15 protein-coding genes are annotated in these 16583 nt (G+C 70.3%); 12 read left to right on the forward strand and 3 right to left on the reverse strand.

The annotated features are described in order from the left end of the window. The first annotated feature begins 6 nt into the window (after positions 1 to 6). From trmD to AB0I67_RS05805, 10 genes are all read left to right on the forward strand, one after another. Positions 7 to 768, forward strand: a complete 762-nt coding sequence (gene trmD, locus AB0I67_RS05760) for a tRNA (guanosine(37)-N1)-methyltransferase TrmD (RefSeq protein ID WP_357918119.1) — start codon at positions 7 to 9, stop codon at positions 766 to 768. A gap of 106 nt (positions 769 to 874) precedes the next feature. Next, entirely contained in the window at positions 875 to 1237 is a 363-nt protein-coding gene (gene rplS / locus AB0I67_RS05765; RefSeq protein ID WP_357918122.1) for a 50S ribosomal protein L19, read from the forward strand. Positions 1238 to 1365: 128 nt separating this feature from the next. Continuing rightward, on the forward strand, positions 1366 to 2202 hold the full coding sequence (gene lepB / locus AB0I67_RS05770; protein WP_357918125.1) for a signal peptidase I: 837 nt from the start codon (positions 1366 to 1368) through the stop codon (positions 2200 to 2202). Beyond that, a complete protein-coding gene (gene lepB, locus AB0I67_RS05775) occupies positions 2199 to 2798 on the forward strand; it encodes a signal peptidase I (RefSeq protein ID WP_357918128.1) in 600 nt (199 codons plus the stop codon). Before lepB (AB0I67_RS05770) ends, lepB (AB0I67_RS05775) begins: the two co-directional genes overlap by 4 nt. A 51-nt stretch (positions 2799 to 2849) precedes the next feature. After that, the gene (locus tag AB0I67_RS05780; protein ID WP_357918131.1) at positions 2850 to 3515 is read left to right on the forward strand and encodes a ribonuclease HII; all 666 of its coding nucleotides are present in this window, start codon (positions 2850 to 2852) and stop codon (positions 3513 to 3515) included. A 22-nt stretch (positions 3516 to 3537) separates the two neighbouring features. Further along, complete coding sequence (locus AB0I67_RS05785) at positions 3538 to 3861, forward strand: DUF2469 domain-containing protein (RefSeq protein WP_357918134.1); 324 nt, start codon at positions 3538 to 3540, stop codon at positions 3859 to 3861. A 102-nt stretch (positions 3862 to 3963) separates the two neighbouring features. Next, positions 3964 to 4317, forward strand: coding sequence for a YraN family protein (locus tag AB0I67_RS05790; protein ID WP_357918136.1), 354 nt, complete (start codon positions 3964 to 3966; stop codon positions 4315 to 4317). Next, on the forward strand, positions 4318 to 5853 hold the full coding sequence (locus AB0I67_RS05795; RefSeq protein ID WP_357918139.1) for a YifB family Mg chelatase-like AAA ATPase: 1536 nt from the start codon (positions 4318 to 4320) through the stop codon (positions 5851 to 5853). It begins immediately after the preceding gene. A gap of 21 nt (positions 5854 to 5874) precedes the next feature. Then, on the forward strand, positions 5875 to 7053 hold the full coding sequence (gene dprA, locus AB0I67_RS05800) for a DNA-processing protein DprA (protein WP_357918141.1): 1179 nt from the start codon (positions 5875 to 5877) through the stop codon (positions 7051 to 7053). A 697-nt stretch (positions 7054 to 7750) separates the two neighbouring features. Beyond that, positions 7751 to 8620 carry a tyrosine recombinase XerC gene (locus tag AB0I67_RS05805; protein ID WP_357918144.1) on the forward strand — a complete coding sequence of 290 codons (870 nt, stop codon included), beginning with the start codon at positions 7751 to 7753 and terminating at the stop codon, positions 8618 to 8620. 600 nt (positions 8621 to 9220) lie between these two features. On the opposite strand, the gene AB0I67_RS05810 is transcribed toward AB0I67_RS05805, so the two are convergent. Together AB0I67_RS05810 and AB0I67_RS05815 are read right to left on the reverse strand one after the other, a co-directional pair. Further along, entirely contained in the window at positions 9221 to 9958 is a 738-nt protein-coding gene (locus tag AB0I67_RS05810; protein WP_357918147.1) for a hemerythrin domain-containing protein, read from the reverse strand. 96 nt (positions 9959 to 10054) lie between these two features. After that, positions 10055 to 11782 carry a peptidoglycan DD-metalloendopeptidase family protein gene (locus AB0I67_RS05815; protein ID WP_357918401.1) on the reverse strand — a complete coding sequence of 576 codons (1728 nt, stop codon included), beginning with the start codon at positions 11780 to 11782 and terminating at the stop codon, positions 10055 to 10057. A gap of 127 nt (positions 11783 to 11909) precedes the next feature. Between AB0I67_RS05815 and AB0I67_RS05820 the strand changes: the two genes are divergently transcribed. Beyond that, positions 11910 to 13508: a CoA transferase gene (locus AB0I67_RS05820; RefSeq protein WP_357918150.1), complete on the forward strand. Its 1599-nt coding sequence runs from the start codon at positions 11910 to 11912 to the stop codon at positions 13506 to 13508. Positions 13509 to 14069: 561 nt separating this feature from the next. Here the strand turns inward: AB0I67_RS05820 and AB0I67_RS05825 are convergent. Further along, positions 14070 to 15356: an MFS transporter gene (locus AB0I67_RS05825; protein WP_357918153.1), complete on the reverse strand. Its 1287-nt coding sequence runs from the start codon at positions 15354 to 15356 to the stop codon at positions 14070 to 14072. A gap of 314 nt (positions 15357 to 15670) precedes the next feature. Here AB0I67_RS05825 and AB0I67_RS05830 point away from each other — a divergent pair, with 314 nt between their 5' ends. Then, a complete protein-coding gene (locus AB0I67_RS05830) occupies positions 15671 to 16300 on the forward strand; it encodes a metalloregulator ArsR/SmtB family transcription factor (protein ID WP_357918156.1) in 630 nt (209 codons plus the stop codon). Positions 16301 to 16583: the final 283 nt, after the last annotated feature.

Below are 16583 nucleotides of genomic sequence, written 5' to 3' on the forward strand. Positions count from 1 at the left end.
CGCGCGATGAGGGTCGACATCGTCTCGATCTTCCCGGAGTACTTCGCGCCGCTGGACGTCTCGCTCATCGGCAAGGCCCGCGAGCGCGGCGACCTCGACGTGCGCCTGCACCAGCTCCGCGACTGGACGCACGACGTGCACAAGACGGTCGACGACAGCCCGTACGGCGGCGGCCCCGGCATGGTCATGAAGCCCGAGCCGTGGGGCGAGGCGCTCGACTCGATCATCGACGGCGGCACGCCGAAGCTGGTCGTGCCCACGCCCAGCGGCCGTCCCTTCACCCAGGCGAAGGCCCAGGAACTGGCCCGCGAACCGTGGCTGATCTTCGCCTGCGGGCGCTACGAGGGCATCGACTCCCGGGTGATGGCCGAGTACGACGCCGACGAGGTCAGCATCGGCGACTACGTGCTCGCCGGGGGCGAGGTGGCCGTGCTGGTGATGATGGAGGCCATCGGCCGGCTGCTGCCCGGCGTGCTGGGCAACGCGCACTCCGCGGTGGACGACTCCTTCGCGCCGGGCGCGATGGAGAACCTCCTGGAGGGCCCGGTCTACACCAAACCGCCGGTCTGGCGCGATCGGGCCGTACCCGACGTGCTGCTGTCCGGCCACCACGGGAAGGTGGCGCGGTGGCGGCGCGACGAGGCGCTGAAGAAGACCGTGCGCAACCGGCCCGATCTCGCCGCGCGGCTCACCGACCTCGACAAGCATGATCGCCGGGTGCTGGACGAGCTGTCGTTTCGCGCCGGGCCGGAAGATATGGCACACTGAATCGCTGGCCCGCTTTCCGGGTCTGCTTAGTCATGTACGCGTGTCCCCCTCGAGCCCAGGCCGGGTGGACCTCCGCGTGCTCATCGAAACGTTGAGGATAGTTCTCATGCACACGAAGATCCAGGAGCTCGACAAGGCGAGCCTGCGCAGCGACGTCCCGGACTTCCGTCCCGGTGACACGCTCGAGGTTCACGTGCGAGTCGTCGAAGGCAACCGCTCGCGTATCCAGGTCTTCAAGGGCTTCGTGCTCCGCCGCCAGGGTGCCGGCGCTCGCGAGACCTTCACGGTCCGCAAGGTCAGCTACAGCGTCGGCGTCGAGCGGACCTTCCCGGTCCACAGCCCGGTCATCGAGAAGATCGTCCTCGTGACCCGCGGTGACGTGCGTCGCGCCAAGCTCTACTACATGCGTGACCTGCGCGGCAAGGCCGCCCGCATCCGCGAGAAGCGCGACAACTCGACCGCCAAGTAAAACGGCGTCCGGAATGGCCCGGTACGGCACTGCCGTACCGGGCCATTTCCTTTATCTTTTCCGACGCGTGGCCGGTGTACCGTCGGTCGTGGCTTGTCGCGCACGCGCATCATCTAGGCTCGTGGGCGATGACTAGCGAGAGCCAGGACAACGAGGTGGACGTGGTCGCGGAAGACACCCAGAAGCCGGCCAAAGGCAAGAAGGACAAGAAGGGGTCGTTCTGGAAGGAACTCCCCGTCCTCGTGGTCGTGGCGCTGGTGCTGGCTCTGATCATCAAGTCCTTCGTGGTGCAGGCGTTCTACATCCCCTCCGAGTCGATGGAGAACACCCTCCTGGTCAACGACCGGGTCCTGGTGAACAAGCTCGTCTACCACACGCGTGACATCGAGCGCGGCGACGTCGTGGTCTTCTCCGGCGTCGACTCCTGGGACAGCGAGGTCGTCTACGAGGAGCCGGCCAACCCGATCGCGGCCTTCTTCCGCTGGGTCGGCACCGCCTTCGGCGTGATCCCCGGCGAGAAGGACTACATCAAGCGGGTCATCGGCGTCGCCGGCGACCGGGTGAAGTGCTGCGACGACAAGCAGCGGGTGACGGTCAACGGCGTCCCGCTGGACGAGAAGAGCTACCTGTACCCGGGCGACGTGCCCTCCAAGGAGCACTTCGACGTCACCGTGCCGCAGGACGCGCTGTGGGTGATGGGCGACCACCGCGTGGTCTCCCAGGACTCGCGCGCCCACCAGGGCGACGTCGGCGGCGGCACCATCCCGGTCGAGCACGTCGTGGGGCGGGCGTTCGTGATCGTCTGGCCGTTCTCGCGGGCCACCACCCTGCCCATCCCCGAGACCTTCGCCCAGCCGGCCCTGCAGGCCCTGGGCGGAGCCACCCCGTTGCTCGCGGGCTTCGCGGGCGCGATCCCCCTAGTGCTGCTGCGCCGGAGGCTGTTGTTGAGGCGGAAGAAGAAGTGAGCGAGCCCATTGCCGAGAGCCCGAAGGCGGAGAAGAAGAAGGGCGGGGGGTTCCGCGAGACGGTCGTGCTGCTCGCGGTCGGCGTCGGCCTGGCCCTGCTGCTCCAGCACTTCGTGATCGGCTCCAACTTCATCCCGTCGGAGTCGATGGAGAACACCCTGCTCATCGACGACCGCGTGTTCGTGAACAAGCTCGACGGCTCGGTCGACCGCGGCGAGATCGTGGTGTTCAAGGGCTGGAACGGCGAGGCGACGATCAAGCGGGTCATCGGCATCGGCGGCGACCAGGTGAAGTGCTGCGACGCCAAGGACCGGATCACGGTCAACGGGGTGCCGCTGGAGGAGTCGTCCTACCTCTACCCGGGTGACAAGCCGTCCGAGCACGAGTTCTCGGTCAAGGTGCCGCCGGGCAAGCTGTGGCTGATGGGCGACCACCGCTCGGCCTCGGCCGACTCGCGCGCGCACTACGAGGACCCGGGCGGCTGGATCTCCGTGGACGACGTCGAGGGCAGCGCCTTCTTCCGCTACTGGCCGCTCAACCGCATCGCGGTGATCAGCACGCCGGAGAGCTTCGCCAAGCTCAACTCCGCACAGTAACCGGACAATCGGTCGCGGGTTGCGGCGTATGGGGCGTACGCTGCCACTGTCATGACACATTCGTTTCGTCCCCGGCCTAGCGTCGTGCGCCGCGACTCCGGGCTCTACGCCTACGAGCGAGCGCTCGCGCGGCGCGGGCTCACTCCCGTCGCCGGGGTCGACGAGGCGGGCCGTGGCGCCTGCGCGGGCCCTCTGGTGGTGTCCGCGGTGGTCCTGCGGCGCGAGATCCCCGGGCTGGGCGACTCCAAGCTGCTGACGCCTGCCGTACGGGAGCGGTTGTACGGGGTGATCACGAAGTCCGCCTACGTCGAGACCGTCGTCATCCCGCCCGAGGTGATCGACGCGCGCGGGCTGCACCGCTGCAACGTCGAGGGAATGCGCCGGGCCGTCGCGCGGTTGTCGCTGGTTCCCGAGTACATCCTCACCGACGGGTTCCCGGTCCCGGGCCTGCCGGCGCCGTCCCTTGCGGTGTGGAAGGGTGACCAGGTCGCCGCGTGTGTCGCGGCGGCGTCGATCGTGGCGAAGGTGACCCGTGACCGGATCATGACCGAGCTTGACGGGAGTTTTCCCGCGTACGGCTTCGCGGAGCACAAGGGATATGTCACGCTTCGGCACCGGCTGGCGTTGAAGGAGCACGGGCCGTGCGCGCATCATCGCTTCTCGTTCGTCACGGTCGGTAGGGAAGTGCGCGAGAATGGAGATGTGGGAGCCGCATGACGGGCGCGACAGGAGGGACGGGATGAGCGCAGAGGATCTCGAGAAGTACGAGACCGAGATGGAGCTGCAGCTCTACCGCGAGTACCGAGATGTCGTCGGCCTGTTCACCTATGTGGTGGAGACGGAGCGGCGCTTCTATCTCACCAACTCGGTGGACCTCGAGGTACGCACGGCGGAGAACGGCGACGTCTTCTTCGACGTGCGCATGCAGGACGCGTGGGTGTGGGACATGTACCGCCCCGCGCGGTTCGTGAAGAACGTCCGCGTGGTGACGTTCAAGGACGTGAACGTGGAGGAGCTCGCCAAGAGTGACCTGGAGATGCCCAAGGAGGGGTTCTCCAGCTAGCCCGCGGTTGTCCACAGGCTGACTCCCCGTCCACAGAACGCGGTTCGGGGGACGGCGTCCCGGTCCCGGCTCGGCCAGAGTCAGGGGCCGGAGGTGGTCCCCATGGCCGCGAAAGACGAACTCGGAAAACACGGCGAGCAGGTCGCCGTCGACTACCTGCGCTCCGGAGGCATGACCATCCTGGAGCGCAACTGGCGTTGCGCCCTGGGCGAGATCGACGTCCTGGCCCGTGACGGGCGCAACCTGGTCGTCGTCGAGGTTAAGACCCGCTCGGGCCGCTCCCACGGCACCGCTCTGGAGTCGGTACGGCAGGCGAAGCTGGCCAGGCTGCGCACGTTGGCCGCCCGCTGGCTCAGCACGCAGGACGCGCGCTTCGACGCGGTCCGGATCGACGTCATCGCCCTGGAGCGGTTCGCCGGCGACTTCGCCCTCCGCCACGTGCGCGGGGTGAGCTAGATGGCCGTCTCCCGCACCCGCAGCGTCGCCCTGGTCGGGGTCAGCGGCCGCATCGTCGAGATCGAGGCCGACGTCGGCAACGGCCTGGCCGGCATCCACCTGATCGGCCTGCCCGACACCGCGCTCAGCGAGGCTCGCGAGCGCGTCAGGTCCGCGATGGTCAACAGCCACTACCCGTGGCCCGACGCGCGCATCACGGTCAGCCTCTTCCCGGCCAGCCTGCCCAAACGCGGCAGCCAGTTCGACCTGGCCATCGCCATCGCCATCCTGGGGGCAGCGGGGGTCGTCCCGGCCGACCGCATCGCCGAGCCGTTCTTCCTTGGCGAGCTGGGTCTCGACGGCCGCCTCCGCCCGGTGCGCGGCATCCTGCCCGCCGTCCTGGGCGCGGCCAAGACCGGGCGGGCGACCGTGGCCGTGCCCGCCGCCAACGCCCGCGAGGCCGCCCTGGTGCCCGACGTCCAGGTGATCCCGGTCAAAGACCTGCGCCAGCTCGTCGAATGGCTCCGCACCGGCGAGGCCCCGCCCCAGCTCGACCTCTCGCCGGGCGAAGCGGCCCTCCCCACCACCGAGAAGCCCTCGGTCGACCTGTCGGACGTCGTCGGCCAGCCCATCGGCCGCCGCGCCCTGGAGGTGTGCGCGGCCGGCGGCCACAACCTCTGGATGCTCGGCCCGCCCGGCACCGGCAAGACCCTCCTGGCCGAGCGCCTGCCGACGCTGCTGCCCGATCTCCCGCTCGAGCACGCCCTGGAGGTCACGGCCATCCAGTCGGTCGCCGGAGTGCTGCCCACCAGCAGCCCCCTCGTCGTGCGGCCGCCCTTCGTCAGCCCCCACCACACCGCGACCGCCGCGGCCATGGTCGGCGGCGGCAGCACCGTGCTCCGCCCCGGCGCCGTCTCTCTGGCGCACCGGGGGACGCTCTTCCTCGACGAGGCTCCCGAGTTCCCGCGCCAGGTGCTCGACTCCCTCCGCCAGCCGCTGGAGTCCGGGAGCGTCACGGTCGCCCGCGCGGTGGGCACCCTCACCTTTCCCGCCCGGTTCACCCTGATCCTCGCCGCCAACCCGTGTCCCTGCTCGCAGCCGGCCGGGCCCGGTCAGGCGTGCGCCTGCTCGCCCACCGTCCGCCGCCGCTACATCGGCCGGCTGTCCGGGCCGCTGCTCGACCGTATCGACGTCAAGGTCACCGTCTCGCAGGCCAACAAGCGGGAGCTCATGGCCGACCGCCGCTTCGTCGAGAGCAGCGCCGTCGTCGCGGCCCGGGTGCTCGCCGCCCGCGAACGCACCGCCAAGCGGCTCGACGGCACCCCGTGGCGGACCAACGCCGAGGTGTCCTCCGCGGAGCTGCACGCCCGCTTCTGGCCTTCGGAGGCGGCGATGAAGCCGGTCAGTGCGGGTCTCGACACCGGTTCCCTCAGCGCCCGTGGCCTTGACCGCATCGTCCGCGTCGCCTGGACCCTCGCCGACCTGGCCGACAAGGACCGTCCCGGCGAGGACGAGACCACCGGCGCCCTGGCGCTGTGGCTCGGCGTCGGCGGCTAGACCCCCCTCAAGGACCTCTCCATGAACCACGACCTGCTGACCCGGGCCACCCTCATGCGCACCGCCGAGGTGGGTGACGCCGTGATGGGCCAACTGATCCGGCACCACGGCCCCGACGAGGCCGTCGCCCTCATCCGCTCGGGCACCCTGCCGGAGCCGTTCATCGCCCGCGTCATCGCCGCCGCCGATCACCCCGACCTGGCCAGGGCCAAGCTCCTCCGCCGCCTGACCACCTGGCACGCCCGCCTGTCCGCCAGTGACCCCGCCGCCGACCTGCGGGCGGGCGAGCAGTTCGGCGCCCGCCTCGTCACCCCCGGCACCCCCGAGTGGCCCACCCAGTTGGAGGCCCTCGGCCATGGCGTTCCGTTGGGGCTGTGGGTCTCCGGCAGTGCCGACCTCCGCTTCGCCTGCCTTCGCTCCGTGGCCGTCGTCGGTGCCCGGGCCTCCACCGCCTATGGCGTGCACGTGGCCGCCGACCTTTCCGCCGAACTCGGCGACGGCGGCTGGACCGTCGTCTCCGGCGGGGCCTACGGCATCGACGGCGCGGCCCACCGGGGTGCGCTCACCGCCGACTCACCCACCGTCGCCGTCCTGGCCTGTGGGGTGGACGTCGCCTACCCGAGCGGGCATACCGACCTCTTCGCCGCCATCCGCCGTCAAGGCGTGCTGGTCAGCGAGTGCCCACCCGGCGTCCACCCCACCCGTGCTCGCTTCCTCATCCGTAACCGGGTCATCGCCGCCCTGGCCCGGGGCACCGTCGTCGTCGAGGCCGCCCTTCGTAGCGGCGCCCTCAACACCGCCGGCCACACCACCGCCCTTGGCCGCCCCCTTGCCGCCGTCCCCGGCCCCATCACCTCGGAGGTCTCCGCCGGTTGCCACCGCCTGCTGCGTGAGGCCAGTGCCGTCTGTGTCACCTCCGCCCAGGAGGTCATCGACCTTGTCGGCGACCTCGGCACCGACCTGGCCCCGCCCTCTCGGGGGCCTGTCCTCCCTCTCGACGCCCTCAACGACCAGACCCGTCGTGTGCTGGACGCCGTCCCCTCCCGTACCGCCGCCGGCCCGGCCACCATCGCCGTCTCGGCCGGCGTCGACCTTCCCACCGCCCTCAGCTGCCTGGGCGGCTTGGCCGCCGCGGGCTACATCGACCGCACCCCCAAGGGCTGGCGCCTCCGCCCCACCCGCACCCCCACCACCCACTAACCTCCGCCACCCCGTAACCCCAGCCACCCCATAACCCAGCCATCCCGTAACCCCGCTTCTTGCCACCCGTAACCCCGGCCACCCGTAACCCCGGCCACCCGTAACCCCGGCCACCCGTAACCCCGGCCACCCGTAGCCCCGGCCACCCGTGACGGTGGCCACCCGTGACGCTGGCCACCCGGGATGCTCGCTTCCCTGCCGCCCCTCACCTTCAACCTGCTGGCCAGCCCCGCCGCACCCCGGCCCACTTCCCACCCCGTCACTTCCAGCGGCCGGCCCAAGCTCGACACCTCACCCCGACTCCTCAGCCAGCCGTCTCATCCCGCCATCCCGCCACGCGCCAGCCGCCCGCTGTGTCACCTGCCCGTAGTTCTACGGGCGCACCGCTGGCGGCCCTCAGCCTGCCCGCCGCCACCCGCCCACGGCCCTTCTCCCAAAACACGCGGCACACCGATCCATCCCCACAGCCGCGATGCGATCCCAACACGCCCCCAGCGGGCAAAGTAGAAGGGTGCCCACCAATCCACCACCCCGTCTGCCCGAACCGGACCCCGCCCGGTCCGTACATGCCGCCCACCCAAACGGCAGGGCAGCCGACACCCCCACCCAGAGCCTCCCGGCGGATGAACGGAGCACCCCCGCAGCCCGCCCTCAGCAGCCGCCCACACCCGACAGACAGCACCCCAAGTCCGCAGCGGTGTCCGAGTTCGAGCGACACCTCCGCTTCGAACGAGACCTGTCCCCGCACACCGTCCGCGCCTACCTCTCCGACCTGGCCACCCTCCTCACCCACCTAGGGGAACGAGACCTGGACCACCTCACCATCACCCTCCTCCGGGAATGGCTGGCCACCCAACACGCCACCGGCCTGTCCCGCGCAACCCTGGCCCGCAGAACCGCCTGCGCCCGAACCTTCACCGCCTTCTGCCACCGCCGAGGCTGGCTGAACGACGACCCCGGTCTCCTCCTCGGCACCGCCAAGGCTCCCAAGTCACTCCCCGCAGTCCTGGACCAATCCCAAGCCCGAGCCGCCCTGGAACCCCCGACAGACGACACCACCCCCAAGGCCCTTCGAGACCAAGCCATCCTGGAACTCCTCTACGCCACCGGCATCCGAGTGAGCGAGCTGTGCCAGCTCGACGTCGACGACGTAGACCGCGACCGCCGCGTCATCCGGGTCCTGGGCAAGGGCCGCAAGGAGCGTTCTGTCCCCTTCGGCGCCCCCGCGATGCACGCCATAGACCGCTGGTGCGTCTACGGCCGCCCTCTCTGGATCAAGCCCAAGTCCGGCCCCGCCCTCTTCCTCGGCACCCGAGGCGCCCGTATCGACGCAGGCACCGTCCGCCGTATCGTCCATGCCCGCCTCCAACAGGTCGACGGCGCCCCCGATCTCAGCCCCCACGGCCTCCGCCACAGCGCCGCCACCCACCTCCTCGAAGGCGGCGCCGACCTCCGCAGCGTCCAGGAGTTGCTCGGCCACGCCTCACTCAACACCACGCAGATCTACACCCACGTCTCCATCGACCGCCTCCGCACGGCCTACCGCCAAGCCCACCCCCGAGCCTGACAACCATCCCTCATCGTGGCCCCCGGACGACGGACTCCCGGCTGACCAGCTTCCGGTTACCCGCTTCGGTTACCTGTCTCCGGCAGCCCCGTTTCCGCCAGTGCCGGTTCCGGCAGGTGCGTCTCGGGCCCGGCCCACCTCAGGCTGGTCCGGCTCCGGTGGTCTGCCTCGGGTGGCCCGCCTCCGAGCAATCAGTCGCGGCCGCTGTGGGACCCCTGTGGGGTGGGGATGAGTTTGAGCACAGGCAGAGGCTGCTCTCGTAGCCAAGCAGAGCGCGCCGGTTCGTGGGCAAACACGAGCTGCGGATCCGCGGTCAGGGCGATGGAGCGGACGGGCGGCCAAGCCACACACGCCGGAGGTGCCACCTAGAGCGCGACGGCGGCCGAGCAACCCAAGATGGTCGAACCAGCAAGCAACGCACACGCGCTTCACAGGCCCGGGCGGCTCCTTGCCCGGCCAACCTTCCCGAGTCGAACGAGCAAGCAACGCACGCGCTTCACAGGCCCGGGCGGCTCCTTGCCCGGCCAACCTCCTGACCGGCCTACTGCCCCACTTGGGCAGGCCCTCCCCAGCTGGCACGACCACCCGCCTGCGGAGCGGCTACGTCGAGGTCTGCAAGAAGTCGGGCGTCGACTCATGCCAGTCCGGCGCGACCAGCTCGTTCAGAGCCGAGACGATCCGGCGCTCCTCGTACGTGAAGTGCGACTCGACCAACGCCGCCAACCCGTCAAGCTCGGCACGGACGCGTCGGGGGTCGGCCGACTGAGGGTCGCGGTCGAGGTCATCGACCACGGCCTGCAACTGCCTGAGCAGTCCAGACACAACATGGTGATCGCGACCAAGCTCCTCCAGCACCTCGCGCAACTCAGGGAACTGTCGCGCGAGCAACGGGAAGACAGCAGCGTCCTCGCCGGTGTGGTGGCGCTCCAAGGCCGAGCAGAAGGCCAAGCAGTGGGAACGGAGGTCGCGAGGCCGAGCGCCATTCCGTTCGAGGTAGGCATCGACTTCCTCGCGTAGCCGAGCCAGTTCGTCCCGGAGCCACTGGTGTACTTCGATCAGTTCGGTGCCAAAGGCCGCCAGGCGTCTCCCGGCGGGCTGGGAGTGGTCAGCGTGCTGTTTCGCAGAAAGATCGGCGGCTTGCGAAGAGGACGAGGCGCTGAGCCCTGGCTGTACGTCGCTGTTCTGAGGGGGTGGCGCGCTCGCCCGCGCATCGGCGGGGCTGGTTGCTGGCGCTGCAGTGGAGAGCTGAGGTTCCGCCCCAGGGGGCTGGGCGGATGGGCTGATTGACCCCGTAGAAGTCGTGCTGTGGTGTGAGTTCCTGCGGTTGGGCGAAGTCATTGCCGTCCCGGGTTACCGCGCCTCCATGTCCACGACGTCCACTTGCCGGGTACACCGCGACGCTGCGGGGGATTTCACCAGATGAGATCGACATCGTCAACCGGTCGATCCGGAAGGAAAGACCCAGAACGGGAGCAGTCTTACCTGTCCGCGGCCCACGAGAAGGAGTGGATCCAGGTAGCGGTGATCCTGGATGAGGCCCCAGTGCAGGCAGGACTCGCGGCAGTGGCTGACCAAGCCCTCAATCACACCCACCTGAGTGCCGGTGGCCACAACGTCGCCTCGCCGTACCGAGGCTCTGACCGGTAGGTAGGTCGTCCGCATGCCGTTGGTGTGGACGATGCTCACGACGCCTCGGCCTGCCAAGGGTGCGGCGTAAGCCACTGTGCCAGGGCCGGCGGCGTACACGGGGGTGCCTTGAGGGGCGGCCAGGTCTACGCCTCGGTGGCCGGACAGCCACGGCACGGGCGGTGGGTTGAACGGGCGCAGGATCCGAGGATTGCCGGTCAGAGGCCATCCCCAGGCTGGCGCCCGAGGGGCGGGAGCTTGGGCGGCTGGCGTGCGAAGGGCAAGGGTTTGTACGGCGGACGACTGGACTGCGGGTGCCTGAATGGCAGGGGCGCGAGCAGGTGCGCGAGCAGCGAGTGCGTGAAGGTCAAGGACGCGAGCACCAAGTGCGTGAGGGCCAAGTGCGTGAGGGCCAAGCGCGTGAGAGCCGAGGGCGTGAGAGCCGAGGGCGTGAGAGCCGAGGGCGTGAGGGCCTGGGGTCTGTACGGCAAGCGAGCGAGCGCTAAGGGCTTGTATGGCAGCCGGGTGAGGGCCCAGCGCCTGCACTGCAGGAGGTGCACGGCGGGTTGCCGCTGGGCTGGCTCCTGGGCGAGTCGCGAGGGCTGGGGGATGAGTGGGTGTACGGGAATGGAGCCGCTGCTGGATGGTTGGCGGGCTGGAATCACGGGACATCCGGTTGGCTGGCGGCTGCGGTTGATGGGGCGGCGTCTGTGCTGACGGGCGGGCGCCTGGGGACATGGGCGCGGAGGGCTGATGGGGCGGCTGGAGTGCTTGAGAGTCAGGCGCGTGGCTCAGAGGCATGGCTGGCACGGGTGGCGGTTGTCCCATGGAGCGGGTGGGTGGTTCAGCTAGGGGTGGTTCGACAAGGAGTGGCTGGAACGGCGTCGGAAGTGACCCCTGCGGCGGTGAAGAGGGTGGTTTCCCCGTGCGTCCGTGTGGGTCGAGTTGGGGCGCTTGCTGGGGCGAGCGTGAGGGGTCATCGGCCAGGAGATGCGGCGTGTGGAAAGGCTGCGGCGAGGGTCGTGCGGGGGTTGAGCCGGACCTGAGGGCTGGTGAGCTGCTTTGGGACATGCCGAACCAGATGGCCAGGAGGAAGGTGGCGATCAGGATCAGCGGAACCAGGAGTGTTCGATGCTGGAAAGGGGTGGGCTCGTACTGGCGATCTCGCTGGTTGGTCCGTAGCGGGTGATGGGGGCGGTCGGGCGTGGAGGTGCTTCCGGGCCGGAGAGGCGGGTTGGACGGAAAGGTGCTTCCGGGGTGGAGGGTCGGTCCAGACGGGAGGGGGTGTTGGCGCTGGGAGGGCCGTTGGGGGTGACGGGCGGGGCTGGGCATGGGGAGAGCATGCTGAAGCGACGGGGAGCGCGGGCGGCCGAGCGGGGTTCTGTGGACGAATAGCGGGGCGCGGTCGGTCCTGTGGACGGGGAGTTGCTGCAGGCGGTCCTGTGGGTGGGGGGCTGTTGGAGGCGGTCCTGCGGGCCGGTCAACCGAGGTGGTGCTGGAAACGGGTTGGTTGTGGTCCTGGTGATCGATGGGCATGGACTGAGTCGGGGGAGAGGGCTCCGGCGGATGAGGGGCTGGGCTGGGGGGCGCCTGTGGATAGCGGTACGAACAAGTTTTCGGGAAGTGGCATGATGCTGCTCGGCCGACGGTGAAGGGAGGGCCGGTGGAGAGGCTGGTCGAGGCGCTGGCGGCTGAGGTGGGGGTACGGCTGCCGACCGTACGGATCACGGACGATGGGGCGCGGCTGGCCTCGGCGTTGCCGGTGGAGGTGCTGGCTGCCGTGTCGGTCGGGGTGGCGACGGGGGCTGCGGCGGCTATCGCAAGGGAGAGTGCGGAAGTCGATGTGCGGGAGGCGCTGGCGGCGTTCCTGGATGAGCGGTATTTCCTGATCGACGGGGTTGCGCCTGAGTTGTGGGCGCCTTTGTCGGGCGACTATCGGACTGTTGATGGGTGGGTGCGGCTGCACTCCAACTTCGATCATCACCGGGAGGCGGTGGTGGAGGCCCTTGGCCTTATGGGCGGTGTGGAGCGGGCCGAGGTTGAGGTGGCTTGCGGGAGCCGTACGGCGATCGAGGTTGAGGAGGCGGTCACGGCGGCGGGTGGGTGTGCGGCGGCTCAGCGGAGCAGGGCTGAGTGGGCGGCGCATCCGCAGGCGGTGGCGGTGGCGGCCATGCCGTTGGTGGGCTTGGAGCGGGTGGCGGCGGCTGGTGGGACGGCTTCCGGTGGCTCGGCTTCACCCCGGTCGGCTTCGCGCGGATCGGTCTCGCGCGCGTCGGCGTCGGATGGCTCGGCTTCGGGTGGCTCGGCTTCGGGTGGCTCGGCTTCGGGTGGCTCGGCTTCGGGTGGCTCGGCTTCGGGTGGCTCGGCTTCGGGTGGCTCGGCCTCCACGGGCTCGGCCTCCACGGGCTCGGCCTTCAGTGGCACGGCCTTCAGTGGCTTGAGCTCGGGTGGGTGGCGCGCGGGGTGTGGGGGTGGGCGGCCGTTGGAGGGGGTGCGGGTTCTCGATCTCACGCGGGTCATTGCTGGGCCGGTGGCTTCCCGGACGTTGGCCGCTTATGGGGCGAAGGTGTTGAGGGTGGGGGCGGCGCATTTGCCTGAGGTGCCTGGGCTGGTGGTCAGTACGGCGTTTGGGAAGCGGTCGACGGAGTTGGATCTGCGGACGGGGGAGGGGGCTGAGGCGTTCCGGAGGCTTGTGAGCTCGGCGGACATTGTCGTGCGGGGGTATCGGCCGGGTGGGTTGGAGTGGCTTGGGTTCGGGTTCGAGGAGCTGGCGCGGATCAGGCCTGGGGTGGTTTGTGTGGACATATCGGCGTACGGCAGGCATGGGCCTTGGGGTGGGTGGCGGGGGTTCGACAGCCTTGTGCAGATGGTGACGGGGATTGCGGGTGGCTCGCCGCCTCGGCCGTTGCCCGCGCAGGCGCTTGATCATGCGACGGGGTATTTGGCGGCCTTCGGTGCTATGGCGGCTCTGTTGCGGCGGGCTGAGGAAGGGGGGTCTTGGCGGGTTGAGGTGGCTTTGGCTCGGGTGGCGCAGTGGCTGGTTGAGCTTGGTGACGCGCACGGCGAGGGTGACCGCGGGGGTGAGGGTGGTCGCCGGGGTGAGGGTGGCGGGCGGTTCGACGTGGAGGGGTTGCTGGGGGAGATGGACAGTTCGTTTGGTCGGCTGACGTATGTGCTGGCGCCGGGGCGGATCGGAGGGCGGAGGCCGGGGTGGGAGACGCCGCCGCCGGCTCGTGGGGAGCATCCGCCTGAGTGGTGGTGAGGGCGGAGGCGGGTTCTCCGGGTTCGAGCGGGTCCAGGATGGCGGGCTTCGGGCGAGGTGTGAGTTGGGGAAGGAGGAGGGAGGTCGGCCTGGGCGCTGCCGGTGCGCGGCGGTGGGGTGGGTGTCGGACAGGGCTGGCGGTGGGGTGCGTGTCGGGGTCGGGTAGGGCTGGCGGTGGCGTGGGGCATTGGGCAGTGCTGGCGGCGGCGGTGGGTGGCGTGGTGTCGAGGGGGGCGGCGGTGGCAGGCGTGACGGTGGCGTTGGGTGGCGGTGGGTGGTGTGGGCGTCGAGCGGGACTGATGGCGGGGTGCCCCGGCTGAGGTGAAGCTCGCCCGGCTGAGGTGAAGCTCGCCTGACTGTGGTGAGGCTCGTCCGACCGAGGGGGGCCTGGCGCGACCGAGGGGGGCTGGCGCGACCGAGGTGGGCTGGCCTGGGCGAGGTGAGGCTCGCTCACCGAGATGGGGCTGGCCTGGCCAAGGTGGGGGTGGCCTGGGCGTGGTGGGGCTGGCCTGAGCGGGGTGGGGCGGCGGGGTAGGTGGCTGGAGGCGGTGGGCAGAAGGGTCAGGGGCGGCGGAGGGGGGAGGCCCAGATCCAGATGATGCTCAGGGCGATGCCGGCGGCGCAGACCCAGATGACGGGGCGGAGGCCGATGAGCTCGGCGAGGAGGCCGCCGGCGACGCCGCCAATGGCCATGACGCCCTGGGTGGCGAAGGAGATGGTGGAGTTGACGCGGCCACGGGCGGCCTCGGGGGCCTCACGGAGGAGGACGGCGCCCAGGCAGGTGGAGAAGGCGACGACGATGGCCCCGGTGATGGCGCCGGTGACGAGCAGGGCGGAGAACTTCCACCAGAGCGGGCCGTCGAGGGCGGCGACGGCGACGATGTCGAGCGGGAAGAAGAGGATCGAGCCGAGCAGGACGCGGTTCTCGCCGAAGCGCTTGACCAGGCGGGTGGTGGCCCAGGCGCCGAGGAGGCCACCGACGCCGCCGACGGCGATGAGGAAGCCGATGAGGGCCTGCGGGATGTCCAGGACGTTGACCATGTAGAGCATGTAGACCGCGATGTACGCCATGGCGAAGAGGTTGATCGTGGTGCCGGCGCCGAGGAGGGCGCGGAGCGTGGGGTGCATGACGGTGAGGCGAAGGCCCTCAAGGACGTCACGGGTGAGGCCGCGGGAGACGGCGGGCTCGTGGGTCTCGGGGGTGCGGATGGAGCGCAGGAGCAGGGCGGAGACGAGGAACGAGCAGCCCTCGACGAAGACCGCGATGGGCGCCGTCAGCGCCTGGACCAGGAGGCCGGCGAGGCTGGGGCCGGCCACCGAGGCGAGGGAGTAGGAGGCGTGGAAGCCGGCGAGGGCCTCGGTGCGCTGCTCGGCGGGGACGACGGCGGCGAGGTGGGGGAAGTTCGCGGCCTTGAAGACGGTGGCGGCCGAGCCGATGACGAGGGCGACGACGATCAGCCAGGTGACCGAGAGGTGGCCGAGCAGCCAGGCGACGGGGACGGAGAAGGCGGCGACGGCGGCGACCAGTTCGCAAGCGATCATCACCGGGCGGTGACGGCGCAGGCGGTCGGCGATGGCGCCGGAGTGCAGGCCGAGGAGCAGGGCGGGGAGGAAGGCGGCGGAGGTCAGCAGGCCCATCTGGGCGGGGGAGGCGGAGAGGAGGAGCACCGCGGTGAGGGGGATGGCGAGCTTGGAGACCTCGGAGCCGGTGATGGAGGTGGTTCGGGCCAGCCAGAGGAGGCGGTAGTCGCGCTGCTTGCGGAGGGGGGTGTGGTGGAACATCTCGGGCTCCGTGGTGTGGGGGTGGGGGCGGGTGTTGGACATCGGGCGGGTCCTCTGGTCGTGCATCGGGCGGGTCCTCTGGTCGGACACTGGGCGGGTCCTCTGGAGCGGGCGGGGATCTGGGGTGGGGGTCTTGGCCGGGAGAGCGGGTCCTCTGGGGGCGGGTCTCCCGGTCTCAGGGGGGCAGGTCCTCTGGGGACGGGTCTCCCGTGTCAGGGGCGGCGCAGGTTCTCTGTGGGTGGGCCCCGTGTTGGGATGTGGTGCGGGTCTGGGGTGAGGCGGGGTAGGGGTTTGCGGAGTCGTGAAGGGTTTGCTTCACGACTATGAAGGTAATCCTTCACAACTGTGAAAGCAACCCTTCAGATTGGTAGTCTTCACGCATGAGCGAGAGCCGACCTGTCCTGAGCGATCCCAAGGCCATGCGGGCGCTGGCGCATCCGGCCAGGCTGGCGATGATCAATCGGCTGTCGGCGGTGGGGAGCGCCACGGCCACCGAGCTGGCCGAGGTGACCGGGGTGACGCCGAGTGCGGCCAGCTATCACCTGCGGATGCTGGCGAAGTACGGGTTCGTCGAGGACGCGCCCGGGCGGGCCGACGGGCGGGAGCGGGTGTGGCAGAACGTCGAGGGCGGGTTCTCGGTCGGGTATGAGCCGGACGAGCCGATGGAGGTCCGGGCGGCCAAGGAGTTTCTGGTCGACGCGATCTGGCGGGACGCCGACGAGATGGCGCGGCGGGCGATCGAGCAGGCGGATCGGTTGCCGGCGGAGTGGCGGGACGCGGCGACGATGACGCATGCGACGCTGCTGGTCACGGCTGAGGAGATGCGCGTGCTGGGAGAGCGGATGAACGAGCTGCTTCAGCCGTACGGGGCCAATGTGCGGCGGCAGGAGGGGGTGCCGGAGGGGGCTCGGATCGTGCAGTCGCAGGTACGGATCTTCCTGCGGCCGGAGATGCGGACGCCTGGTTTGCCCACCGAGGACCACGGAGCCGCTGACGGGCCGACGGACTGACGGGCCCAGATGGCCGGCGCGGGCGGCTGGGCGCGGGGTGGCTGGGTCCAGGGGGCTGCCCCGGGTGGCTGGCGCGGGGGTTTGGGGTGGTTGGGGGGTGGGGGTGTGGGTGACGCGGGTCGAGTGCGCGCGGTCAGGAGGTACACTTTCCGATGGCCTGTAACTACGGGCCAACTTCGCATGCCCCGCAGCGAACCGGTCCTTCGGTCCTGGTGAGAGCCAGGCTGGAGCGGTTCAGGGGCATCAGGGGCGGGAGCCGTCAAAAGCCCCCGCGTGACAACCG

It is taken from the genome of Nonomuraea sp. NPDC050310 (assembly GCF_040655795.1).
Classification (GTDB): domain Bacteria; phylum Actinomycetota; class Actinomycetes; order Streptosporangiales; family Streptosporangiaceae; genus Nonomuraea.